Genomic DNA, 23045 nt, shown 5'->3' on the forward strand with positions numbered 1-23045 from the left:
TCAGGCGGTCGCCGCCGCCGAGGTGACGTGCAGGGCGACCGGCCGCAGGACCAGGCCGTCGGTCCAGGTCACCGACTCGGGCGAGGTGGTCAGGCGGAGGGCGGGCCGGCGGGTGACCAGGGCTCTGATCGCCTCGGTGAGCTCGACCCTGCCGAGACTGGCGGCCAGGCAGCGGTGCGGGCCGTAACCGAACGCCACATGGGGGTTGGGGGGATGGCCGGTGAAACGGTGGATGTCGAACCGGCCGGGCTCGGGAAAGGCCCGCGGGTCGTGGTTGGCCGCGTTCAGGTTCGGCATGACGACCGTCCCCGCGCTCAGCGAGCCGCCGGGCAGGTCGGTGTCCTCGGTGATCCGGCGCATGAAGGCATTGGCGGGCGGCCCGTCGAAGCGCAGGACCTCCTCGGCGGCGGTGGCCGTCAGGGCCGGATCCGCGACCAGCTCGTCCCACTGGCCCGGGTGGAGGAGCAACCGGAACACCCCACGGGCGATCATCGAGGCCGTCGTCTCGTAACCGGCCGTGATCAAAGAGAAGACGGTGTTGACGAGCTCGCCCTCCGACAGCCGGTCTCCGGCGTCCCTGGCCTCGATGAGCAGGTCGATGAGGTCCCCGCCGGGCGAGCGGCGATGCCGGGCGACGAGTTCGGCGGCATAGGCCATGAAGTCGGTGTAGCCCTCGTAACGCGCCTGCTCGTTGGCCGTGGAGGTGGTCAGGAACATGTCCGTCCACCGGACGAACTGCTCGTAGTGGTCCGTCGGCACGCCGAGCATCTCGCAGATGACGCGGCCCGGTAGCGGCAGCGCGTACCCCCGTACGAGGTCGAAGCGGTCGCCCAGGCCGTCGAGGAGCTCCTCGGCGATCCTCGCGATCCGGGGACGCCATGGTTCGATCCGGCGGGGGGTGAAGGTGCCCTGCATGATCCGGCGGTAGCGCGTGTGCTCCGGCGGATCCTGATTGATCAGCGCGTCCGGGTCGTCGTCGATGCCGACGCCGCTCACGAACCGCGGCAACCCGGGAAGGCGGAGATTGCGGCTGGATGCGGGCGAGGCCAGCAGGGCGCGGACGTCCTCGTAGCGGACGGCCATCGGGACACGGTCGCCACTGGGCATGGTCGCCGGCTCCAGCGGCCCCGACTCACGTCTGCGGGCGAACTCCGGTGACGGCGTGGCGAGGGGACCCGGCACGATATCCGGCCAGGCATCAGGCCCACTCGCAGGCCCACTGGTAGGAGCGGTCCCGTTCGCATCCGGTTCGGTGGTCACCGCAACCCCTCCCCTGGACGGCCCAAGCGGAACGTACGAAATGTCGCACCGCCCGTCAACAGGAGGAGCAGCCCTGATGGAGGTGCTCCGCGTCCACCGGGACGGATCCCAGGGTGCGCGCGTGCAGCACGGCGACGGCACGACCGGCGGCTCCGCCGTCGGCCGCTCCGGGACCGGTGCCCTGTCAGCGGCTGTCACAGGTCCGACGGCTGTCCGGTCTTAACACGGACGCACGAACACGTGAGGTAGGACTGTGACGAACGACCTGGAACCACGGGGAACCCTCGCTGTCCCCGGACCTGCACCGATCGACTCTCTCGACAGTTTGCGTGAGCACCTGCAGTGGGCGGTGGAGCTGGAACACGCCACCTTGCCGCCGTACCTGTGCGCGCTGTACTCCCTGAAGGCCGAGAGCAACCCGGAGGCCGTGGAGGTGGTGGGCGGCGTCTTCGCCGAGGAGATGCTGCACCTGGCGCTGGCCGCCAATCTGCTCAACGCCGTTGGCGGCAGGCCGCGCCTCGACGTGCCGGAGATGCTGCCGCCGTATCCGCGGCGGCTGCCCCACAGCGACCTGGAGCTGTCGCTGCTCCCGTTCGGCCCGGAGGCCCTGGAGATGTTCCTGCGCCTGGAACGGCCGGCCCCGCCCGGCGCCCCGGCGGAAGGCGACGGCTACGAGACGATCGGGCAGTTCTACGACGCGATCGAGCAGGGACTGCGCCACCTGTGCGAGCGGCTCGGCGAGCGGGAGGTCTTCTGCGGCGACCCCGCCCGCCAGGTGAACGGCGGCCATTTCCGGCACACCACCGGCATGCTGTTCGCGGTGGAGGATCTGGAGTCGGCGCTGGGGGCGCTTGAGGAGATCGTCGAACAGGGCGAGGGCACGGCCCGGGGCGAGGTCTGGGACGGGGACAGGGACGTCTTCCACCCCGATCGGGACGAGGTCGGCCACTACTACCGCTTACAGGAACTCAAACTCGGCCGGCGCTACCGGCGCGGCGACACCCCGCGGTCCGGGCCCACCGGAGAGCCGATCTCGGTGAACCCGGCCGCCGTCCACCCGATGCGGCCCAACCCGCGGCTGTCCGATCACGCCCCGGGCAGCGCGATCCGTACCGCGCAGGAAGAGTTCAACCGCACCTATTGCACCCTGTTGAACCAGCTGGAGCAGGCGTTCAACGGCGACCCGAAGCTGCTCGGCGCCGCCGTCGGCACCATGTACGCCCTCAAGGCCCAGGCCGACGCCCTGTTGCTGATGCCCGACGCGGACGGCACCGTGGCCGGTCCCACCTTCGGCTACGTTCCACCGGACGCACGCTGACGAGCGTCCGCCCGGCCGCGAAGCGCGATCGCGTCGCCCGGCGGACTTGGCCAGGGCGGTGCGTGACCGGCGCACCGCCCTGGCACGTGCTCTCTCATACGCCCGCGGCGTGGCGGCGGGTCGCCGGCATGGTGACCAGGCCCGCGGAGAAGGCGTCGATGACGAGTTCGACCCTGTCACGGGCGTCGAGCTTGGAACGGATCCGGCTGACGTGGGTCTTCGCGGTCAGCTCGCTGATGTGCAGTCTCGCGCCGATCTCCGCGTTGGTGAGGCCGAGGCCAACCAGCGTGAGCACCTCACGCTCCCTGTCGCTGAGCCCGGCGATGCCGAGCTTGCGGTCGAGGGCGTCGGTCAGATACTCGCTGCGGCTCGTCAGCTCCTCCACAAGGTGGCGCGTGTGCCCCGGGCTGAGCACCACTCCCCCGGCGGCGACGTCCCTGATCGCCTCCAGCAGCTCCCGGCAGGGCCTGTCCTTGTGCAGAAACCCCTTCGCCCCGGCGTGCAGGGCCCGCCAGAGGTGCTCGTCGCCGGTCGCCGAGGTGAAGACCAGTACGGCGTCGCGGAGGCGGTGGTCCCCCGTCAGCCGCCGGACGGCCTCGATGCCGTGCTCGATCCGCGCGTCGGTGTCCAGGAGGACGACGTCCGGCCGCGTGGTGACGGCGATCCTCGTGCCGGCCTCACCGATCGGCGACTCGCCGACCACTTCCATATCGGGTTCCGCGTCCAGCACGAGCCGGAGGGCGGAGCGCATCGAAGCGTGTTCTCCGATGAGCAGGATCTTTATCACGTGCGGGTCTCCTCAAGAAACACCCGCGGCCTTGGGGCCCATCGCGCCCCAGGATCCGCGCGGACGCCAGGCGGCCGGCCGGTACGGCGCCGCGAACGGGAGCTCGACGGGCCGCAGATGAAGGATCAAGCAGGCGATCATGGTCACGGCGAAGCTGGTCAAGCCCATGAGCGCCGCGATGCAGCAGTGCAGGACCACACCGGAGGCCAGGAGGTACGGCCACGCCCGCCGCCGGACGATGAGGCCCATGGCGACGGCGAACTCGACGACCAGCGGCCCCCAGGTGAGCACGGTCACGCCCAGCGGATCACGCAGGACCGGGCCCAGGATGCCCGACATCCAGGAGGGAGCGCCGAACATCGGGTCCGACAGCCAGTAGTAGAGCGCGGTCCCGTCGGCCCATTCCTCACGGCCGAGTTTCGACACCGACGCCTGAAAGTACAGCCCCGCCACCTGGAGCCGGATGACGAGCACGGCAGACCAGGCGACCAGCGACGCGACGGGCCCCGGAGCCTCGCCGGAGGGGGCGGACGCGTGCCAGTGCCAGCGCCTCCGGTCGTTCAGCGCCACCGGCAGCAGGAGCAGCGTGACCACCGAGGCGATCTGGTCCCCGCCGTCGGGGACGACGGTCGAGACCTGGAAGCCGAAGGTGAGCCACCAGTGGGGCAGCGCCGTGAGGCGGGGCCGCCACCCGGAGGCGACGACCACGAGCACTGCCACGGCCGCCCCCCGCGTGAGCCCCAGCTGTTCCTCGGGCACGAGGCAGAACAGTCCCAGTGAGCTCACGCCCTGGCACGCGGGGCCGTACGGGTCGAACAGCGCGTCCACGGGACTCGCCGTCAGGGTGCCGGCGGTCGCGAGCGCCAGCAGCGTGCGCGCCAGGCCGTACACATTCGTCCAGGGCGGCAGCTCGGCCCGCAGGCGGGCCGCGGCGCCGATCCGGGCGAGGGGCGGGGCGCCGATCCGCGCGAAGGTCAGCACGTCACGTTCACCACCGTCACGGTGGAGGGCATGACCTTCTGCGCGGAGCCCGCCCAGGCCCAGGGCAGCGGCACGCGCCGGCTCAGGCCGACGGTTCCGCAGAGCGTGGGCCGCGCCACCGGGCTGGCGACCGTCACCGCGTCCGCCCTGCTCAGGCAGATGGCCACCGCGCCGTCGCAGGCCCGCCACCGGTCCCCGGGAACCGACCCCGCCAGCAGGTCCATCTCCCTCATCCTCGCCCGGGACCCCCGGTCCCAGCCCGCGGCGGCGCGCGTCTCGGGCGGGGAGGCGGCGAACGTCCGGGGCGCTCCGGCGCCGGTCGCCGTCCAGACCTCCAGCCGCGGCTCGCGCGCCGAGCGGGTGAAGAAGGCCCAGCCCTGCGGCGCCACCTGCCGGATGTCGGCGCGCAGCTCCTGCTCGCCGGGCAGCCGGAGGGCGTGCGCCGGTAGCTGCGAATGGACCACGTACGCGATCACGAGGACCCAGACGGCCCCGATGCACAGGGCCGCCAGTCCCAGCCTGGTGTCCGGCACTCGCCCGGTCACGAACGGAGTTCCTCGGCGATGTGGTCGACGAGCCGCTCCTCGCCGAGCCGTCCGTCGTCCTCGGCCGGTGCCCAGAAGGTGCCGGTGCCGACGAAGATGCCCGAGCCGGTGATGACGATGCTGCCCGCCGCCCGGGTGGTGGCGGCGCCGCCGAGGCTCGCCGCCGCACTGGACAGTTGCTGCTTGCCGTCGGCGAGCGCGGCGCTGATGCGCAGCCGGTCGCCGCTGGTCATCTCCGCGAGGAAGGAGGGGAAGAACTGGGGAGACGCGGTGCGGATGGACGCGAGGACCTGGTCGCCGACGGCCAGGCTCCGGGGGGTCGCCCAGCTCGTGCCGTGCAGGGATCGGGCGATCTCGCCCTCGCCGAAGAAAACGCCTCTGAACAGGCTCTCACCGTCTCGGGTGGGCGGAGCGGCGGTTGTCCCACTCGCCGCGTGACTTGAGGCCGCCCCCAGCATCAAGATCAGACTTGTCGCCAAAGCTATGGATCGGACACGCGAGTACATGTCTTCATCACCTCGGCAAAGTTATAGAACTTCTAGTAATTCTAGTCAACCGGTGTACCCTTGTTCCTGATACAGAGAAGGGAGACCGAGCCGGAAAGCCCGTGTACGCAGGCGGGCCGACGTGAATCGGCGACGACATGCATCTCGAAATCGACCCATCCTCACCCGACCCGTTGTTCGACCAGATCGCCTCCGAGCTGCGCAAAGCACTCAACGGCGGCGAGCTGAAGCCCGGCGACCATCTGCCGCCGGCGAAGGCCGTCGCCTCGGCGCTGCGGGTCAACCTCCACACGGTGCTGCGCGCCTACGCGATCCTCCGGGACGAAGGCCTCATCGAGGTACGACGCGGGCGCGGGAGCGTCGTGGTCGACGCCGGCCGGGGCACCTCCCGCCGACTGGACGAGGCGATCGGCCAGGTCGTGGTCGAGGCGCGCCGGCTCGGTCTCGGCCCGGACGACGCCGCCGAGCTGGTCCGTCGCGCCTTCTGACCCTCCCCTCCCGTCGCCGCGTTTCCACGCCCGCCGTTCCTGACATTTGTCATCGCGATGATCCTCGAGCCGCATGCCGATCTCATGGCATCGACGACTACAGCGGCGACGGGCGGAAAACGCACTCTTGTGCCATGACAACGGACGTGATGGAAACGGCGGTCGCCCTGGACCTGGCGATCGCGGCGACCGGGCTCAGGCAGAGGTACGGCGACTTCGAAGCCGTCAAGGGCGTCTCGTTGACCGTCCGAAGGGGTGAGCTGTTCGCCCTGCTCGGCACCAACGGCGCCGGGAAGACCACGACGATGGAGGTCCTGGAGGGCTACCGCCCGGCCACCTCCGGCACCGTGCAGGTGCTGGGGACGGATCCGTACCGCGGGCGCGGGGCGCTGCGCGCACGGGTCGGGATCATGTTGCAGGAGAACGGCTTCCTCCCCGACCTGACGGTGGCCGAGACCATCGGGCTGTGGCGCGACCTGCACGCGAACCCGCGCGCGCTGGACGAGTCGCTGGAGATGGCCGGGCTGACCGATAAGGCGGACGTCCGGATCCGCCAGCTGTCCGGCGGCCAGAAGCGCAGGCTCGACCTCGTGCTGTCGGTGATCGGCCGTCCCGAGGTGCTGTTCCTGGACGAGCCGACGACCGGCATGGACCCCGAGGCGCGCCGGACGACCTGGGACCTGATCCGCGACCTGGTGGAGGAGGGCACGACCGTGCTGCTCACCACGCACTACCTGGAGGAGGCCGAGCACCTCGCGAGCCGGCTCGCCATCATGCACCAGGGCGAGATCCAGGTGGAGGGGACGCTGGAGGAGGTCATCGGCAGGCAGGGCGACCGCGTCTCCTTCCGGCTGCCGCCGCAGATCCCCCTCGACGCCCTTCCGCCGATCGGCGGCCACGCTCCCGGCATCGCCCTGGCGGGCGGGGCGCCGGTCGTCACGTACACCGTCACCGGCGGCGACCAGGCGACCCGGGCACACACCGCGCTCGTTCCGCTGCTGGCCTGGGCCGAAGAGCGCGGCGTCGCGCTCGAACGGCTCGCCGTCAGGACCGCCTCGCTCGAGGACGTCTTCCACTCCGTGGTGAAGGAGAGCGCATGACCGACATGGCGCAGGCGGTGCGGCTGGCCCGCGTCGACCTCACCCTCGTCTTCCGCAACCGCACGGCCCTGGTGAACGCCGTGCTGCTGCCGCTGCTGATCGCCGGGGCGCTGGCCTCCACCGACATCGGCGGCGGGACCGCCGGGATCCCGGCGACGCAGTACCTGATGACCGGGATGATGGCCTTCATCCTGATCTTCGCGACGTTCATGAACCTGGCGGGCTTCTACGCCGGCCGTCGCGAGGAGCTGGTGCTCAAGCGCCTGCTCGGCGGACCGACGTCCAAGGCGGCCATCCTCGGCGGCAGCGCCCTCGGCGCGACCGTCGTGTACGTCGGCCAGGTGGTGATCCTGTGCGCGCTCATGGCCGCGGTCATGGGCACCGGGGCGCCGGCCGACATCCCGCTGCTGCTGCTCGGCGCGCTTCTCGGGGCGGCCTTCTTCTCCCTGCTCGCCATGGCCGTCTCCGGCCTGTCCTCCACCGGGGAGATGGCGCAGATCGCGACGCTGCCGGTCGTGCTGCTCCTGGTCGGCGGCTCGCCGGTGATGGTGCCGCAGGAGATCCTGCCGCAGGCGCTGCGCACCGTGATCGAGTTCCTGCCGATGACGCCCATCGTGGAGATCATGCGCACCGCCTATCTCGGGCTGGACTACATCGGCGCCGGCCACGAGCCGCTCGGCCTCCTGGATCGCTGGGCCGCCGCCCTGCCCTCACTGGGCATCCTCGCCGCGTGGATCGCGGTCGCCGCCCTGCTGGCCCGGGCGTTCTTTCGCTGGGATCCCCGCCGGGGCTGACAGTAAGGTTGAGGTCATGAACGCCGGAATCAAGCGGGCGCGTCGCATCACCTTCTGGACCTTGGTCGTCGAGTTGGTGTTCGCGTGGCTCGGCCCGGCGATCCAGATCGTGGTGGAGATCAGGACCGAGGGCGAGGTCGGCTGGGGCCGTCTCGCCCTCGCGGCCGTCGGCCTTCCGATCTTCACCTGGCTGTTCCTCCGCGTCGTCCACGCCGCGGTCGACGGCCGGGCCGCCGTACGCGAGGTCGCCGCCGCGGGCGCGCTCGCCGTGGCGATGATCGCCCTTGGCGGGATCGGCACACCGGAGCTGCCCGAGACCGCGTCGCGGGTGCTGCCGTTCGGCTGGGCCATGCTCGCCGCCACGTGGGCCGGGGTCGCGGTGCTCGCAGTGGGCTCCCGGGCCGCCGTGGCGCTGACGGCCGGCGCCGCCGCCGTGTACGTCGCCCTCGCCTTCCTGCTGGTTCCCGGCCTGGGCGAGCATCGCGCCGAGCTCTTCTACTACCTGTCGATGGTGGCCTTGCTGCCCTACAGCAACCGGGTCTGGCTGTGGATCTACCGGCTCATCATCCAGGTGCACGAGGGCAGGGATGCGCAGGCCAAGCTCGCCGTGACGGAGGAACGCCTCCGATTCGCCCGGGACCTGCACGATCTGGTCGGCCACAGCCTGTCGGCCATCGCGGTCAAGTGCGAGCTCGCGGTCAAGCTCGCCCGCGCCGCCCCCGAGCAGGCGGCCGGGGAGATGACGGCGGTGCGGGGGCTGGCCAAGGACGCCCTGCGGGAGATCCGGGAGGCCGTGCGGGGCTACCGCGCCATCGACCTGTCCGCCGAGCTCGGCAGCGTGCGTGCCGTGCTGGAGGCGGCGGGCATCCGCTGCACCCTCGACCTGCCCGAGCGGACTCCGCCGGGCGAGCCCGCCACGCTGCTCGCCTGGGTGATCAGGGAGGGCACCACCAACACGCTGCGGCACAGCGCCGCGACCCGGTCCCGCATCACGCTGAGGCTGACCGGCACGACGGCGGTGCTGGAGATGGTGAACGACGGGGTCGGCGGCCAGAGCGGCGGCGACGGCGGCACCGGCCTCATCGGCCTGAGCGAGCGGCTCGCCGCCGCGGGCGGCAGCCTGACCGCCCGGCCGACCGGGTCGGGGGAGTTCATCCTGAGGGCGGTCGTGCCGACGACCACCCACGAGCACGTCCTCACCGAGGCGGTGGCCTGATGATCCGCATCCTGCTCGCCGACGACGAGCATCTCATCCGCGGCGCGATCGCCACCCTGCTCGGGCTGGAGTCCGACCTGGAGGTCGTCGCCCAGGTCAGCCGGGGCGACGAGGTGGCTCCCGCCGTTCGGGAGCATCATCCCGACGTCGTGGTGCTGGACATCGAGATGCCCGGGATGGACGGCCTCACCGTCGCGGAGGGGCTCCCGGGGCAGGCGATGATCATTTTGAGCAGCTTCGGGCGGCCGGGATACCTGCGGCGGGCGCTCGCCGCCGGGGTGCGCGGGTTCATCCCCAAGGACGCCTCGGCCGACGAGCTGGCCACCGCGATCCGCAAGGTGCACGCCGGAGGGCGTTACCTCGACCCGGAGATGGCCGCTTCGGCGATGATGGCGGGCGACAGCCCGCTGACCGACCGCGAGCGCGACGCGCTGTCGCTTGCGGCCGAGGGCTCCTCGGTCAAACAGATCGCCACGACCCTCCACCTGACCGAGGGCACCGTGCGCAACTACCTGTCCAGTGCCATCGCCAAGCTCGGCGCGACCAACCGGATCACCGCGATCCGCGCCGCCCAGGAGAAAGGCTGGCTGTGAACGCCGAAGGCCGGCGGCGCGTCGCCACCGGCCTCCGACGCCTTGCCCGCGACCTGCGGGGGCCCGGCTACAGGCAGTAGACCTGGCGGTACTCGTACGTGCCGTCCGCGCGCAGGCGGCGGTAGACGTCGTAGGGCAGCCCGAAGTTCGGCACGCCCGCGCCGACGAACTCCCATCCCTCCGGCGCGCGTTCGGGGCAGCGCGGCCTGGTCAGCGGCAACGTCGGGATGACGGCGTCCCGCCGGACCGTCCGCCGCCCGTTCGTCTCCTGCCCCGCCCCTTCCGGAAGGGTGGCCGCGGCCTCCCGCGCGGGCGCGGCCCCGGTGTATGAGCCGGTGTGCGGGCCGGTGTGCGCGGCCGGGCCCAGGAACGCCAGCGCGCCGAGCGCGTAGGTCGCGGTGACAATCTGCGGAATCATTTCCTCTTCCTCCTGCCGGGCGGCTCACGCCGCACTGGAATTGACCGCACGGTGATCGACCGCACGATAACCGCCGCGATCGTGCCGGCGTGTACTCCGAGTGGAGTACGGGAAAGCGCTACTTCCGGAGCACACACGGCTTTCCCGGGATGCCTAACGTTTTCCTCGGCCGCCGGGAACAGCCCGGCGGGAGGCAGGAGGAACAATGTTCGATCCCAGTGCTTACGGAGACGGCCTGGCATCCGTTTACGACAGGCTTTATCCGCACACCCCCGAGGCGGACAAGGCGGCGCAGTTCATCGCCGGTCACGCACCCGGCGGGCGGCTGCTCGAACTCGGAGTCGGCACCGGCCGGCTCGCGCTCCCCCTGGCCGGGCTGGGCATGCGGGTCCACGGTGTGGACGCCTCGGCCCAGATCCTGGACAAGCTGAAGGAGCGCGACCCCGAGGGAAAGATCACCGCGACCCTCGGCGACTTCACCGCCGACCTGCCGGAAGGCCCCTTCGACATCGCCCTGATCGGCCTCAACACGCTGTTCATGGTGCCCGACAGGGAGCAGCAGATCGAGACCCTGCGGCTCATGCGATCCCGGCTCGGCGAGGGCGGGGTGGCGATCGTCGAGACCTACGACCCGTGGTACTACCACCGGCTCACCGATCCGCGGGTCGACGTCCACCACATCGGCGAAAAAGAAATAATGATCGACACGTCGTACGTGAGCCGGTCGACGCAGACGGTTTACATCGTGCACACGACGGTCGCCGGCGGCACTCCGGAAAAGCTCGTCGAGATTTCCCGCTATGCCTGGCCCTCGGAACTGGATTTGATGGCGAGAATCGCCGGCCTGCGGCTGCGCGCGCGATACTCCGACTGGGACGGCGGGCCGGTCCGCGAGGACGCCCTGCGCCACATTTCGGTATTCGAGGTGGACAATGGCGGCGAATAAGCCGCCTCAGTTCGCGTCGATTCCGCTCGCCCAGGTCCCGGACGTGACGGAGTTCCTCACCCGGCTGGACCTCGGCGTGTTCCGCGAGGACGACGTCTCCACCTTCTTCGGGCGCAACGACAGCTGGGCCGGGGTGACGAGCCTGGGCATCCCCGTGTTCGTCAAGCGGGTGGGCGGCGCACCGGAGGACGTCGTACGGCGGATCGCCCGGATCAGGGCGATGGGGGAACTGCTGGGCGCGCACCCGGTGGTGCGCGGTCCCCGCTTCCTCGGGGCCGACGAGCGGTCAGGACTGGTGGCCTTCCTCCTGCTCGAGCAGGCGCGCAACGGCGCCGACCTGGGCGCTGAGGAGTTCACCCGGGAGCTCGCCCACGAGGCCGGCGTCCAGGTGGGGACGCTGCACACCCTCCCCGCTCCCGCGGCGGTGGCGGCCGACACCTCGACGCCGCCGCTGCCGCCCGTTCCGAACCTGACGGCCATCCCGCTGGAGTCCTACGTACTGGCCAGCGGCGCGGAGCTGGAGGCCTGGCGCATCGTGCACAACGACGCCGAGCTCGTCGAGGCGATCAAGCACCTGTCCGAATGGGAGCGCGAGAGCCCCCGGGCGCTGGTCCACGGCGATCTCCGGCTCGACCAGTTCCTCTACCACGAGGGCAGGCTGCACCTCGTCGACTGGGAGGAGGCGCGGCTCGCCGACCCCGCGAGAGACGTGGGCGCGTTCGTGGGCGAGTGGCTCTTCCGCGGCGTGCTCGGGATGGCCTCCGGCGAGGACATCGTGCGGGGCCCCGTCGACGACCGTGACGTCATCGCCGGCGGAGCCCGCCGGTTCGAGCAGCTCAGACCGTTCATCGAGGCGTTCTGGCAGGGCTACTCGCTCGCCCGGCCGCAGGCGCGGGCCGACCTCGAGCTGCCAGCCAGGGCGGCGGCCTTCGCGGGCTGGCACATGTTCGACCGGCTCTTCGCCGCCGGTTTCCAGCGGGCCCGCCTGACGCCACTGGAGCGCGCGGCCGCGGGCGTCGGCCGCAAGGCCCTGCTCAGCCCCGCCGCGTTCACGACGACCCTCGGACTCGGAGGTGAAGGATGAGCGAGCTCCCCCGGGAACTCGCCGAGGCGCTCGACCGCGTGGAGGTCGGGGCCGACCTGAGATCGGCCACGGTGGCAGACCGCGAGGTCACGGCCGACAACGTCAGGACCTTCCGCGGTGTTCTCGCCGGAGCCCTGTACGACCTGCTCCACGCCGGCCGGCCCCACCGGGACGGCCGCCGCCGCAAGTCGGTGCGCGATCCGGAGTTCGAGACCGCGCTGCGCGAGATGGTGCCGCACCGGATGTCGCGCGTCCTCGCTCCGGTGCACCCGGACTCGCCCACGGTCGTGACGCTGAGCGGCGTCCGCGTCCGGGTGCCCGAGGAACGGCTCGCCGAGGAGGTGGAGACAGCCGGGGGCCGCGCGAGGTGGGTCCGCCTGCCCGCCGTCCTGCCGGCGCTGTCGCCCGGCTTTCTCCTCGTCAACGGCTCGCTGGGCACCGGGCTCGGCCAGGATCACTGCCTGCGGCTGTACCTCGGGGTGACCGAGCCGCCGTCGGTGGCGGGCCTGTGGGGAGCGGCGCTCGGACGGCTGGAGGAGCTCGCGGTCCCGTACCGCGCCAAGGTCCTGTCGGCTCGCGACCTGTACCCCCGCCGCGACGCGATCGTGGTGTACCTCGGCCCGCAGGCGTGGCACGTCGTACCGGAGATCGCGCGGGCGGCCGTCGCGGCGGGCGGGCTCCGCCCGGACGTGTCCGCGTACGTGGCCCGGCTCGGCGAGGGGATCGGCTGGGCCTGGGAGCCGGAGGACCCGCGGCCGGAGATGCGCGACATGAGCTTCGGCGAGCACCGGTCGCACGCGGTCGCCACCGGCCTGCTGGCGCACGCCGAGGGACAGAGCCCGGGCGACCGGGACGCCGCCGTGGCGGACGCGCTCCGCGCCGCGGGCGTGGTCCCCGGGCAGCCGCACCGCAACTCAGGCTCGCCGGGCCTCCCGTTCGAGGATCCGGCCGAGACGGCCGCCTGCCCCGCCTGAGCCGCCGCCAAGCCACCGGGCGCGATCCCGCGCCCGGACGACCACGAGACCGGAAGGAGGTGAGGCACGCGCCCCGTTCACGGGCACCGCCCGCGACGGCGGCCCCGCCTTCCCCGAAGCCCTTTTCCACACGACCGATCGACGACAACCGATCGGCACATCCGATTCAGACCAACGACAGAAAGGAAACCGACATGCCCATCGAGACCCTGCTCAGCGGCGCCGACGCCTACACCACCCCGGCCGAGGTCATGACCGTCCCCCAGATCGACACCCCCGAGGCGACCCCGGTCATCTCCGCGGCCGTCATCAGCGCGGGCGGCGGCGCCCTCAGCGCCTGGCTCGGCTGCTGACCCCCTGCACACAACCACACCAACGACAGAAAGGAAACCGACATGCCCATCGAGACCCTGCTCAGCGGCGCCGACGCCTACACCACCCCGGCCGAGGTCATGACCGTCCCCCAGATCGACACCCCCGAGGCGACCCCGGTCATCTCCGCGGCCGTTATCAGCGCGGGCGGCGGCGCCCTCAGCGCCTGGCTCGGCTGCTGACCCCTCACCTACCACACCACACACCCACGAAAGGAATCCCCATGTCCACCGAGTCGCTGCTCAGCGGCGCCGACGCCTACACCACCCCGGCCGAGGTCGTGACCGCGCCCGACAACGACGTCCCCGAGGCGACGCCGACCATCGTCAGCTCGGCCATCGGCAGCTTCGTCCTGAGCTTCAACACCGTCAAGGGAGGCTGCTAGTCATGGACGCCGAGAACCTGATGAGCGGCGCGGACGCGTACTCCTCGCTGGCCGAGGTCGTCGCCGGCCCGGACGCGCAGACCCCCGAGGCGAGCCCGGTCATCATCACCGCCAGCGCCATCTCCAGCTTCATCACCAGCTGGAACACGGTCAAGAACGGCTGCTGACCAGCCCACCCGAGACACCAAGGAGACACGGATATGACCACCGAGAACCTGATGAGCGGCGCCGGCGCGTACTCCTCGCTGGCGCAGGTCGCCAACACCCCGCAGATCGACGCCCCCGAGGCCACGCCGACCGTGGTCGCCTCGGCCGTCGCGAGCTTCAACCTGAGCTGGCTGACGGTCAAGAGCGGCTGCTGATCGAATGACGGAATGACCGTTCGTGGCGGCGCCGGGGTGCCCCGGCGCCGCCACGAAAAGAGCACGAACGACTCAGAAAGCGAGAACCGGATGGCGGGCAGGGACGGCCGGGATCCCGTCATAGAGGTGGACGGCCTCCGGATGGCGTACGGCGACGTCGAGGTCCTGCGCGGCGTGACCCTGCAGGCCGAGCGGGGCGAGGTGCTGGCCCTGCTCGGTCCGAACGGAGCCGGCAAGACGACCACCATGGAGATCATGGAGGGGCTGCGCAGGAGATCGGGCGGCTCCGTCACCGTGCTCGGCACCGACCCCGAGCGCGCGGACGACCGCTGGCGCGGCCGGATCGGCATCGTCCTGCAGTCGTGGCGCGACCACTCCCGCTGGCGGGCGGGGGAGCTGGTCCGGCACATGGCCGGCTACCACGACCAGCCGAGGGATCCGGAGGAGGTCATGTCGGATCTCGGCCTCGCCTCCCTCGCCGGGCGCGAGGTGCGCACGCTCTCCGGCGGTCAGCGGCGGCGTCTCGACCTGGCGCTGGCGCTGGTGGGCGACCCCGAGCTCGTCTTCCTCGACGAGCCGACGTCGGGCCTCGACCCCGCGGCGCGCCGGCAGTTCCACGACCTGGTCGCCGGGCTGTCCGGGCGGGGCGTCACCGTCCTGATCACCACGCACGACCTGGCGGAGGCCGAGCGGCTCGCCGACCGGGTCGCCATCCTCGCCGGAGGCGGGATCGCGGCGATCGGCGCGATGAGCGAGTTCGCCGCGCGTGCCCGCACCGCCCTCGTGCGGTGGATCGAGGACGGCGTCGTCCGCGAGCGCGAGGTGGACGACGCGGCCGGTTTCGTCGTGGAACTGCACACCCGGCTCGGCGGCCGCGTCCCCGGGCTGGAGGTCCGCAGGCAGACGCTTGAGGAGATCTACCTCGCCGTCACCGCATCGATGGGAGCGGGCAGATGACCAAGATCTTCAAGTCCCGGACGCTGCGGCTCGGGATCGAACGCACGCGGCTGGAGCTGCGCGCCGTGATCCGGGACGTCAACCGGCTGTTCATCGAGTTCCACCTCGTCAACATCGCGCTGTTCGTCCTGCTGGCCGTACTGCTCAGGGACAGGGCGCCGCTGGCGCCCGGCGGCGTGTCCCAGGTGGCGGCGCTGACCGTCACGTTCATGCTGATCTCGATCGCCCAGCTCGGCGTGGTCTCGGTGGCCCAGGCCGTGATCGTGAGCAGAGAGGACGGCACGCTGCTGCGGCTCCGGTGCACCCCCGGAGGCCTGCGGGTCTTCGTCGTGGAGAAGGTGGCCTACGTGGTCGCCGTCGGCGTCGCGGTGCTGGGGGTGCTGACCGTCTGCGGGGTGGCGTTCACCGACCTGGCGCTGCCCGCCTCCCCGGGCAGGTGGGTGACGCTGCTGGGAGTCGCCGCCCTCGGCCTGGCCACGACGGCCGTCATCGGCGCGTTGCTCGGCGCCGTGCTCCCCGACGCGAGAGAGAGCCTCGGCTACAGCGTCCTGCCCGTCTTCGTGCTGGTCCTGGTCTCGGGCATGAATGTGGGCGACCGACTCCCCGAGTGGGCGAACCGGCTGCTGGACGTCCTGCCCTTCAACTGGACGGCCCGCGGGCTCCGGTCGGCGCTGATGCCCGACGCGATGGCCGCGCTGGAGACCGTGGGGGGCTGGCAGCGTCCCCTGGCGTTCGCGGTGCTGGCTGCCTGGGCCGGTGCGGGCGCCCTCGTCGCGGTGCCGCTGCTGCGGCGGATGACCCTCCAGGCGTCCGGATCGGACCTGGCCCGCCGCCGCGAGAAGGCCGCCGCGCGCTACCGCTGACCTCTGTATCGCTTCACGCCGGCCTGGCCCGTCCTCGGGGCCCGGCGCCCAAGCCGCCCCGGCCGCCGGAGGCGGGCGCCGCGCGGCCTGCGGGCCCTCGCGCCCGCGCGTACAACGACCTGACCCTTCGGAGGAGCCCTCATGGCCTCGTCGAGCTATCAGCCACCCGCCCTGCTGTTCCCGCTCCAGCCCATGCACCCGGACCTGGTCGTGCCGTTCGGCGAGCTCGTGATGAACGGGCCCGCCCGGCGGCTCTGGCTGGGGCAGTCGGTCATGGCCGAGACGCACCAGACGTTCGCCTACCTCGCGGGCCGGGGCATCAAGGTGCCGGTCGGCACGAGCGTGACCCTGATGCCGATGCGGCATCCGCTGGAAGCGGCGGCCCAGGCGCGCAGCCTCGCCGTCCTCACCGGGCATCCGGTGGTCTCCGGCCACGGCGCGGCCACCCCCGAACTGGTGGCGGCCCTTCGGGGCGCGCCGTACGGCAGGCCCGCCACCGCCGCCGCCGGATACGCCGCGGCCGTACGGGGAATCCTGGGCGGCGGCATCGAGGGCCACGAGTGCGAGGCGTGCGTCGGCACCGCCGGGCTCTACCCCATGAAGCACCCGCCGATCGAGGTCGGGCTGGGGGTCATCCGCCCGGGCATGGCGCGGGCCGCGGGCGCGGTGGCGGACGTCGCCATCACCTGGATGACCCCGCCCGCCTACGTCAGGGACACGCTGATCCCGGCCCTGGCCGCGGGCGCGGCCGGTCGGCCGTCCCCGCCCCGGGTCGTCACCGTCGTGCACGTCGCCCTCGCCAACCCGGGACGCGACCCCCGCAAACTGGCCCACGCCGGCGCGAAGGTCCACCTCGGCACCCCCCACTACACCGACATGCTGCGGCGGGCCGGTGTCGCGGCCGATCCCGGGGACCCCGTGGCGGGGGCCGCCGCGCTGGTCGAGGAGGGCGTGTACGTCTACGGGACGGCGGCCGAGGTCGCCGAGAGGCTGCGCGGCTACCGGGACGCGGGAGTGGACGAGGTCGTACTCAACCCCGCCGGCGTGGTGTTCACCGAAGGCTGGAAGGCGGCCCTCGCCGACCTTACCGAGATCCTCGCGGCCTGCGAGGACCTCGAACTGGAAGAGAACCGGGAAGCGGGCGAGGGCGGCCATGAGTGACCGGGAGGCGGCCGGGGTCCTGCCCGAGTTCCGCGCCGAGCGGCTGCTGGTGTTCGCCACCGGATCGCTCGGGGTGACGTTCCTGCCCTACTGGCTCAACTGGCTGCGGCTCGGCTACCCCGCCCTGGAGACCGAGGTCGTCGTCACCCGCAGCGCCGCGCGGTTCGTGAGCCGTCAGTCGATCGCCTCCATCCTCGGCAGGGACGTTCCCCTCGACGTGTGGCCGGACGCCCCCGAACCGGGATCGCCGCACATCCGCTACGCCTCCTGGCCCGACGTCGTCCTCGTCTATCCGGCGACCTACCACTTCCTCAGCAGGTTCGCGGGCGGGTTCGGCGACACGCCGATGCTGCTGGCGCTCCAGTGCACCTCCGCGATCGTCGGCGTGGCCCCCGCGCTGCCGCCGGGCGCCGACCGGTCGTACGGCTACCGCAGGAACCTCGCCGCGCTGCGGGAGCGGCCCAACGTGGTCCTCGTCGAGCCGGTCCCCGGCATCAGCGCGCACACCAGGAGACAGGACGCCCTGGTCGCCGCGCCGCTGCCGGAGCTGCTGAGAGAGGTGGAGGCGCTGCACGGGTCCCTCGCCATCGCCGGGAGAACGGGAGGAGACACACCATGACGAGGGTCGTGGAGGAGTTCGGGACGGGGTTCGTCCACACGACGATCGCCGAGGACGGCGCAGGGCGCTACCTCTGGACGCGGCGCCCCGGCCCGGACCGGGACGGCGGCGTCCGCCGGCCGCACCCGCTCGTCGAACGGGCGGTGCGGGCGGTGTCTCCCGGCGAGGTGGAGCTCACCCTCCCCGAGCCCGCCGACGGCGACGACGCCTCCGCCGTGACGTACCGCACGGCGCTGCCGTACGCGGTCGCGGGCATGTTCCTCGGCGCGGGAGGCACCGGTGACCGGGCCCCGGGCGACATGGAGGCCGTCGCCGCCGCCACCCTCACCGAGGCGGCGAAGGCGCTCGCCCGCCTGCACGCCGCGGCGCCGCCGGCCGTGGAGCTGCCCGGGCCCGGAGGGCCGAGCCGGCTGCTCGGCTGGCTGCGCACCGGGCGGGCCCCGCGCGCCGGCTCCCACCTGCACCCGCAGGCGGCCCGGATGCTCGGCCGGGACCGGATGACCGCGGTCGAGGCGTGGTGCGTGGCGGCGGGGCGGGAGCGGCGCGTGCTGCTGCACGGGGCGCCGGGGCACGGCATCCTCGTCCCGCCGGTGGGCGGGCGCGGCGGCGCCCTGCTGACCGGGGAGGATCTCGCCGCCGGCCTGCCGGAGTTCGACGTGGGCTGGCTGGCCGGGGAGCTCGTCGAGTTCCGGGAGGCCGCGCGGCGGCTCGGCCACGGACCACTGCGGGAGATCGACTACGACGGCCTGATCGGCCACATGGTCGAGGGGTACGGCGCCCCGCTCGACCTCGCGGTCGTGGGCAGATCGGCGGTGCTGAGGTTCTTCACCCACACCCACGACTTCGCCGCCTATGTGGGATGGCACGACTTCCTGCTCGGCTACCTGGAGATCCTCGCCGACGTGATCGACGCGGTGCGGGCCGGCGAGCCGATCTCGCGGGCCATGGTGCCGTACGGGACGGCCCGGGCGGGTGCGGCATGAGGGCCGCCGTGGCCGAGGAGGCCGTGCTGCGCCACACGCTGGGCAACGGGCTTCGGGTGGTGATCGCCGAGGAGCGGTCCGCGCCCGTGGCCGGAGTCGCCGTCCACTACGGCGTCGGGTTCCGCTCGGAGGCCGAAGGCCGGTCCGGGTTCGCCCACCTGTTCGAGCACCTGATGTTCCAGGGCGGCGCCGGAACCCGGGACGACCACTTCCGCCAGGTGGAGGGCGCGGGCGGCTTCTGCAACGCCTCCACCCGGCAGGACTACACGGACTTCTACGACGTCGTCCCCGCCGAGGCCCTGGAACACGTCCTCGCGCTGGAGGCCGCCCGGATGCGGGAGCCGAAGATCACCCAGCGGGCCGTACGCGCGCAGGCGTCCGTCGTCAGGGAGGAGGTCCTCGGCAAGCTCCGCAGGCCCTACGGCGGTTTCCCCTGGCCGAGGCTGTCGCCGGTGCTGTTCCGGACCTTCGCCAACGCCCACGACGGGTACGGCGACCACGCCGCGTTGGAGGGCGTCACGGTCGCCGAGTGCGCCGAGTTCTTCGACCGCCGCTACAGCCCGTCGAACGCGGTGCTGACCGTCGCGGGGGACGTGGACGCGCAGCGGACGCTCGACGCCGTCGAGCGCCTCTTCGGCTCGATCCCCGCCCGGCCCGCGCCCGCCGCCGTCTCGTTCTGGGAGCCGGAGCCGCGCGGCGTGGCCGAGGGCGGGTACGCCGACCCGCTGGCGCCGCTCCCCGCGGTCGCGGTCGGCCACCGCGTGCCCGACCCGGCGACGGCGCCGCGTGCCCACATCGCGCTGTCCGTGCTGGCCTCGATCCTCGCCGCGAACGCCGCGTCCCGGCTTCCGGAGCGGATCAGGCGCGATCACGGGCAGGCCGTCACGGTCACGGCGCGGGCCGGGCTGTTCGACCTCCTCGACGCCCGCGATCCCGACATGTGGATTCTCACAGCGGTGCATCCGGGCGAACTGGATCGCGGCCATGTCCTCGACGCCCTGGACGCCGAGATGCGGTCGATCGCCGCCGCGGGACCGGCGCCCGGGGAACTGCTCCGCGCCCGGCTCCGGCAGCGGACGTCCCACCACCGGTCCCTGGACCACCTCGCGAACCGCGTCCGCATGCTCGGCAGGTTCGAGCTGTTGTACGGCGATCCAGGCCTGGCCACGCGACTTCCCGCCCTGTTCGACGAGACGACCGCGGAGGAGGTCGCACGGGCGGCGCTCGGCCTGCGCGCCGGCTCCCGCGCCGTGCTGACCCTCACCCCCGGGACCCGGCAGGAAGGCGGACCGCGATGAGCACCGGCCTCGCCGACCGCGTGCTGCCCGCCGGGCCACGCGTGCTCGCCCTGCGCCGGGGCGTGACCCCGATGGCCGAGGTGCGGCTGCACGTGCCCGCTTCCGCCCGCACACCGCACGCGCTCGCCGTCACGGCGCTGCTCGCCGCCTGCGTGTCCGCGCGGCACAGCGACAAGGGCGAGGCCGTCGACCTGACCGTGTCCGCCGACTTCCGCCAGGTCGCCGTCTCCGGCTCGTGCCCGGTGGAGCACCTCGACGCGCTGCTGCGGACGCTCGCCGCCGTGGTGACGGACCCGGCGGTCCAGGAGGACGAGCTGTCGTGGGAGAGGAGGCAGCTCGCCGCGCGGCTGCGCGTCCTGCGCTCCTACCCGGAGGTGGAGGTCGCGGCGGCGCTGCACCGGCACCTGTTCCCCGGCCATCCGGTGACGTACCAGGTGGCCGAGGAGGAGGAGCTGCACCGGGTGAGCGCGGCCGAGGTCAACGCCCTGCCCGCCGGTGCGTTCGATCCCCGGCGCGCCACCCTCGTGGTCGTCGCGGCGACGGATCCCGAGCATGCCGCCGACCTCGCCGAGAAGGCGCTCAGCGGCTGGCGGCCGGCGGAGCCGGCGGGAGTGCCGGTGGGAGTGCCGGACATGCCGGCGATCGCCGGAGGACGGATGGCCGTGCTGCCGCGTCCGGACGCGCCGCAGTCGCTGATCCGGCTGCGGGCGCAGGCCGTGGCCACCGACGACCCGCGCTATCCCGCGCTGTTTCTCGCCTCGAACGTGCTCGGCGGATACCTCTCCTCCAGGCTCTCCCGCAACCTGCGCGAGGAGAAGGGCTACGTCTACGGCGTCTCATCGTTTTTCGACGCCTACCCGGGCACCGCCTATCTCGGGATCGACGCCGACACGGCCGCGGCCACGACCGGGGCCGCACACGCGGAGCTGACCTCGGAACTGGAGCGCATGCGGGCCGAGCCGCCGACGGACGCCGAGATCGCCGCCGCCAGGACGTACGCCCTCGGCTCGATGGCCACCCGGCTCGCGCCGAGAGCGGCGCTGGCCTCGGCGCTCGCCGACCTCGCCGCCTGCGACGTCGATCCGCTCTGGCTGCTCGACTTCCCCCACCGCCTGCGGGCCGTCTCGCCGCGGCAGGTGGTGGAGGCGGCAGACGAGTTCTTCGCCCCCCGCCGCTTCTCCGGGCTCGTCGCCGCCGACCCCGGCGCACTCGTGCACCCGCTCACCTTCGACACCGTTCCGACACCCTGGAGTTGACCATGACTGCCAAGACCGAGGGCGCCGCACCGTCCACCTGGGCACTGTTGTACGCCCATCTCCGGCCGCACAGATGGGCCGTGGCCGGCGGCGCGCTGATCACCTTCGCCGGGGCGCTGCTCGCGCTCGCCCAGCCGCTCGTCGCCAAGATGTTCCTGGACGCCCTGGCGTCGGGCCGTACGGTGGCCGGGCTGCTCGTGCTGCTGGCCGGGCTCCTCGTCGGCGGGGCCGCGCTGGGCGCGGCCGGCATGTACGTCGTCGAGCGCTGCGCCGAGACCATCGTCCTCACCGCACGGCGCCGCATGGTGTCCCGGCTGCTGCGACTGCGTCTCGACGTCGTCGACCGCGTTCCCCCCGGCGACCTGCTCTCCCGCGTCACGGCCGACAGCGCGCAACTGCGTTCCGCGGCGACGAGCAACCTCGTCGACCTGTTCATCGGGACGTTCCAGCTGCTCGGCATGGTCGTGATCATGGCCTATCTCGACCTGGCGCTGCTGGGCGTGGTCCTCGGCGTGCTGATCGTCATCGGCGGCGCGGCGGCCACGCTGCTGCCGCGCATCCGGCGCGCCAGCCTGCAGGCCCAGGAGGCGCTGGGCGTGATGGGCTCGATCCTGGAGCGGGCGCTCGGCGCCTTCCGTACGGTCAAGGCCAGCGGCGCCGAGGACAGGGAGGCCTCGGTTGTCGACGCCGCAGCCACGGAGGCCTGGCGCCGCGGGCTGAGCGCCGCGCGCTGGATGTCGGTGGCGGGCATCTCGACCGGCCTGGTCGTGCAGGTGTCGTTCCTTCTCGTGCTGGGCGTCGGGGGCGCGCGAGTCGCCGCCGGAGGGCTGCCGATCTCCTCGCTGATCGCCTTCCTGCTCTGCCTGTTCTACCTGACCGGCCCGATCACCCAGCTCACGAGCGGGGCAAGCGGTCTGCAGGTGGGCATCGGCGCGGCCCGGCGCATCAAGGAGGTGGACGAGCTTCCCGTCGAGCCGGTGGCCGGCGGCGGCGCCTCCCCCGCCCCCGCTCCGGGAGGCCTGCCGGTCTCGTTCAGGAACGTCTCGTTCGGTTACACCGATGAGCCGCTGCTGCGGGATCTCACCTTCGACGTGCCGGCCACGGGTCTGAGCGCGGTGGTGGGACCGTCGGGGACGGGCAAGACGACGATGTTCTCCCTGCTCGAACTCTTCTACGAGCCGCAGGCCGGGCGCGTCGAGGTCGGCGGCAGGGACGTGCGTGACTGGCCGCTGCCGGAGCTGCGCTCGGTCATCGGGTACGTCGAGCAGGACGCACCGGTGCTCGCGGGGACGCTGCGGGACAACCTGCTGCTCGCCGCGCCTGCCGCGACGGAGGAGGAGCTGCGCGAGGTGATCGCGCTGGCCCGGCTGAAGCCGCTGATCGACAAGCTGCCGGAGGGGCTGGACAGCCAGGTCGGGCACCGCGGCATGACCCTGTCGGGCGGCGAGCGGCAGCGCATCGCCATCGCCCGGGCGCTGCTGCGCCGCCCGAAGATCCTGCTGCTGGACGAGGCGACCTCGCAGCTCGACGCGGTGAACGAACTGGCGCTGCGCGACGTCATCGCCGAGGTGGCGCGCACGACGAACGTCATCGTCATCGCGCACCGGTTGTCGACGGTCACCGGCGCCGACCGGATCCTCCTGCTGGAGTCGGGCCGGGTGCGCGCGCTCGGCACGCACGCCGAACTGGTCGGCTCCGACGAGCTGTACCGGACGCTGGCGGCGACACAGCTCCTCGCCGACGAGGTGGCCGCCTGACGGTGACCGGTGAACGGTGAGC

At 72.6% G+C, this 23045-nt stretch carries 28 protein-coding genes; 22 read left to right on the forward strand and 6 right to left on the reverse strand.

All coding sequences use genetic code 11. The features are described 5' to 3' along the window. Positions 1-1182 carry a cytochrome P450 gene (locus ACQPZZ_RS30985; RefSeq protein ID WP_432924885.1) on the reverse strand — a complete coding sequence of 394 codons (1182 nt, stop codon included), beginning with the start codon at positions 1180-1182 and terminating at the stop codon, positions 1-3. A gap of 403 nt (positions 1183-1585) precedes the next feature. Here ACQPZZ_RS30985 and ACQPZZ_RS30990 point away from each other — a divergent pair, with 403 nt between their 5' ends. Beyond that, complete coding sequence (locus ACQPZZ_RS30990) at positions 1586-2578, forward strand: ferritin-like domain-containing protein (protein ID WP_432924887.1); 993 nt, start codon at positions 1586-1588, stop codon at positions 2576-2578. 94 nt (positions 2579-2672) lie between these two features. Here the strand turns inward: ACQPZZ_RS30990 and ACQPZZ_RS30995 are convergent, their stop codons facing one another. From ACQPZZ_RS30995 to ACQPZZ_RS31010, 4 genes are read right to left on the reverse strand one after another with little or no spacing between them, the layout of a single operon-like run. Continuing rightward, positions 2673-3365, reverse strand: a complete 693-nt coding sequence (locus ACQPZZ_RS30995; protein ID WP_432924889.1) for a LuxR C-terminal-related transcriptional regulator — start codon at positions 3363-3365, stop codon at positions 2673-2675. Positions 3366-3377: 12 nt separating this feature from the next. Further along, positions 3378-4346: a sporulation-delaying protein SdpB family protein gene (locus ACQPZZ_RS31000; protein ID WP_432924891.1), complete on the reverse strand. Its 969-nt coding sequence runs from the start codon at positions 4344-4346 to the stop codon at positions 3378-3380. After that, entirely contained in the window at positions 4340-4891 is a 552-nt protein-coding gene (locus ACQPZZ_RS31005; protein WP_432924893.1) for an SdpA family antimicrobial peptide system protein, read from the reverse strand. The genes ACQPZZ_RS31000 and ACQPZZ_RS31005 overlap by 7 nt, the downstream gene beginning before the upstream one ends. After that, a complete protein-coding gene (locus ACQPZZ_RS31010) occupies positions 4888-5349 on the reverse strand; it encodes a hypothetical protein (RefSeq protein WP_432924894.1) in 462 nt (153 codons plus the stop codon). Before ACQPZZ_RS31010 ends, ACQPZZ_RS31005 begins: the two co-directional genes overlap by 4 nt. A gap of 185 nt (positions 5350-5534) precedes the next feature. Between ACQPZZ_RS31010 and ACQPZZ_RS31015 the strand changes: the two genes are divergently transcribed. From ACQPZZ_RS31015 to ACQPZZ_RS31035, 5 genes are all read left to right on the forward strand, one after another. Beyond that, a complete protein-coding gene (locus tag ACQPZZ_RS31015) occupies positions 5535-5885 on the forward strand; it encodes a GntR family transcriptional regulator (protein ID WP_432924896.1) in 351 nt (116 codons plus the stop codon). Positions 5886-6019: 134 nt separating this feature from the next. Beyond that, complete coding sequence (locus ACQPZZ_RS31020; protein WP_432924898.1) at positions 6020-6985, forward strand: ABC transporter ATP-binding protein; 966 nt, start codon at positions 6020-6022, stop codon at positions 6983-6985. After that, positions 6982-7779 (forward strand): ABC transporter permease, encoded by a 798-nt coding sequence (locus tag ACQPZZ_RS31025; protein WP_432924900.1) that lies wholly within the window; start codon positions 6982-6984, stop codon positions 7777-7779. The genes ACQPZZ_RS31020 and ACQPZZ_RS31025 overlap by 4 nt, the downstream gene beginning before the upstream one ends. A gap of 16 nt (positions 7780-7795) precedes the next feature. Beyond that, positions 7796-8995, forward strand: coding sequence for a sensor histidine kinase (locus ACQPZZ_RS31030; protein ID WP_432924902.1), 1200 nt, complete (start codon positions 7796-7798; stop codon positions 8993-8995). Next, a complete protein-coding gene (locus tag ACQPZZ_RS31035; protein ID WP_432924904.1) occupies positions 8995-9588 on the forward strand; it encodes a response regulator transcription factor in 594 nt (197 codons plus the stop codon). Before ACQPZZ_RS31030 ends, ACQPZZ_RS31035 begins: the two co-directional genes overlap by 1 nt. 67 nt (positions 9589-9655) lie before the next feature. Here ACQPZZ_RS31035 and ACQPZZ_RS31040 read toward each other — a convergent pair whose 3' ends face one another. Next, on the reverse strand, positions 9656-10006 hold the full coding sequence (locus tag ACQPZZ_RS31040; RefSeq protein WP_432924906.1) for a hypothetical protein: 351 nt from the start codon (positions 10004-10006) through the stop codon (positions 9656-9658). A 205-nt stretch (positions 10007-10211) separates the two neighbouring features. On the opposite strand from ACQPZZ_RS31040, the gene ACQPZZ_RS31045 reads away from it, so the two are divergent. The 16 genes from ACQPZZ_RS31045 (at position 10212) to ACQPZZ_RS31120 (ending at position 23023) form a co-directional block, all read left to right on the forward strand. Further along, complete coding sequence (locus tag ACQPZZ_RS31045; protein WP_432924908.1) at positions 10212-10952, forward strand: class I SAM-dependent methyltransferase; 741 nt, start codon at positions 10212-10214, stop codon at positions 10950-10952. Then, entirely contained in the window at positions 10939-12036 is a 1098-nt protein-coding gene (lxmK, locus tag ACQPZZ_RS31050) for a class V lanthionine synthetase subunit LxmK (protein WP_432924910.1), read from the forward strand. The genes ACQPZZ_RS31045 and lxmK overlap by 14 nt, the downstream gene beginning before the upstream one ends. Then, entirely contained in the window at positions 12033-13010 is a 978-nt protein-coding gene (locus ACQPZZ_RS31055; RefSeq protein ID WP_432924913.1) for a T3SS effector HopA1 family protein, read from the forward strand. The genes lxmK and ACQPZZ_RS31055 overlap by 4 nt, the downstream gene beginning before the upstream one ends. A gap of 194 nt (positions 13011-13204) precedes the next feature. Further along, on the forward strand, positions 13205-13363 hold the full coding sequence (locus ACQPZZ_RS31060) for an LxmA leader domain family RiPP (RefSeq protein ID WP_432924915.1): 159 nt from the start codon (positions 13205-13207) through the stop codon (positions 13361-13363). 42 nt (positions 13364-13405) lie between these two features. Beyond that, a complete protein-coding gene (locus tag ACQPZZ_RS31065) occupies positions 13406-13564 on the forward strand; it encodes an LxmA leader domain family RiPP (protein ID WP_432924915.1) in 159 nt (52 codons plus the stop codon). A 41-nt stretch (positions 13565-13605) separates the two neighbouring features. Next, complete coding sequence (locus ACQPZZ_RS31070; RefSeq protein WP_432924917.1) at positions 13606-13767, forward strand: LxmA leader domain family RiPP; 162 nt, start codon at positions 13606-13608, stop codon at positions 13765-13767. Positions 13768-13769: 2 nt separating this feature from the next. Continuing rightward, complete coding sequence (locus tag ACQPZZ_RS31075; RefSeq protein WP_432924919.1) at positions 13770-13934, forward strand: LxmA leader domain family RiPP; 165 nt, start codon at positions 13770-13772, stop codon at positions 13932-13934. A gap of 33 nt (positions 13935-13967) precedes the next feature. Beyond that, complete coding sequence (locus ACQPZZ_RS31080) at positions 13968-14129, forward strand: hypothetical protein (protein ID WP_432924921.1); 162 nt, start codon at positions 13968-13970, stop codon at positions 14127-14129. Between the two features lie 12 nt (positions 14130-14141). Beyond that, positions 14142-15086: an ABC transporter ATP-binding protein gene (locus ACQPZZ_RS31085; RefSeq protein ID WP_432924923.1), complete on the forward strand. Its 945-nt coding sequence runs from the start codon at positions 14142-14144 to the stop codon at positions 15084-15086. Then, on the forward strand, positions 15083-15949 hold the full coding sequence (locus ACQPZZ_RS31090; RefSeq protein ID WP_432924925.1) for an ABC transporter permease: 867 nt from the start codon (positions 15083-15085) through the stop codon (positions 15947-15949). Before ACQPZZ_RS31085 ends, ACQPZZ_RS31090 begins: the two co-directional genes overlap by 4 nt. 141 nt (positions 15950-16090) lie before the next feature. Next, positions 16091-17110, forward strand: a complete 1020-nt coding sequence (locus ACQPZZ_RS31095; protein ID WP_432924927.1) for an LLM class flavin-dependent oxidoreductase — start codon at positions 16091-16093, stop codon at positions 17108-17110. Further along, a complete protein-coding gene (locus ACQPZZ_RS31100) occupies positions 17103-17729 on the forward strand; it encodes a flavoprotein (protein ID WP_432924929.1) in 627 nt (208 codons plus the stop codon). Before ACQPZZ_RS31095 ends, ACQPZZ_RS31100 begins: the two co-directional genes overlap by 8 nt. Then, a complete protein-coding gene (locus tag ACQPZZ_RS31105) occupies positions 17726-18712 on the forward strand; it encodes a hypothetical protein (RefSeq protein ID WP_432924931.1) in 987 nt (328 codons plus the stop codon). Before ACQPZZ_RS31100 ends, ACQPZZ_RS31105 begins: the two co-directional genes overlap by 4 nt. Further along, entirely contained in the window at positions 18709-20010 is a 1302-nt protein-coding gene (locus tag ACQPZZ_RS31110) for a M16 family metallopeptidase (protein ID WP_432924933.1), read from the forward strand. The genes ACQPZZ_RS31105 and ACQPZZ_RS31110 overlap by 4 nt, the downstream gene beginning before the upstream one ends. Further along, positions 20007-21266, forward strand: coding sequence for a M16 family metallopeptidase (locus tag ACQPZZ_RS31115; RefSeq protein WP_432924935.1), 1260 nt, complete (start codon positions 20007-20009; stop codon positions 21264-21266). Before ACQPZZ_RS31110 ends, ACQPZZ_RS31115 begins: the two co-directional genes overlap by 4 nt. Before the next feature lie 2 nt (positions 21267-21268). Next, positions 21269-23023, forward strand: coding sequence for an ABC transporter ATP-binding protein (locus ACQPZZ_RS31120; protein ID WP_432924937.1), 1755 nt, complete (start codon positions 21269-21271; stop codon positions 23021-23023). The last annotated feature ends 22 nt before the right edge of the window (positions 23024-23045 follow it).

The organism is Microbispora sp. CA-135349, from assembly GCF_050947365.1.
In the GTDB taxonomy this organism is placed as follows: domain Bacteria; phylum Actinomycetota; class Actinomycetes; order Streptosporangiales; family Streptosporangiaceae; genus Microbispora.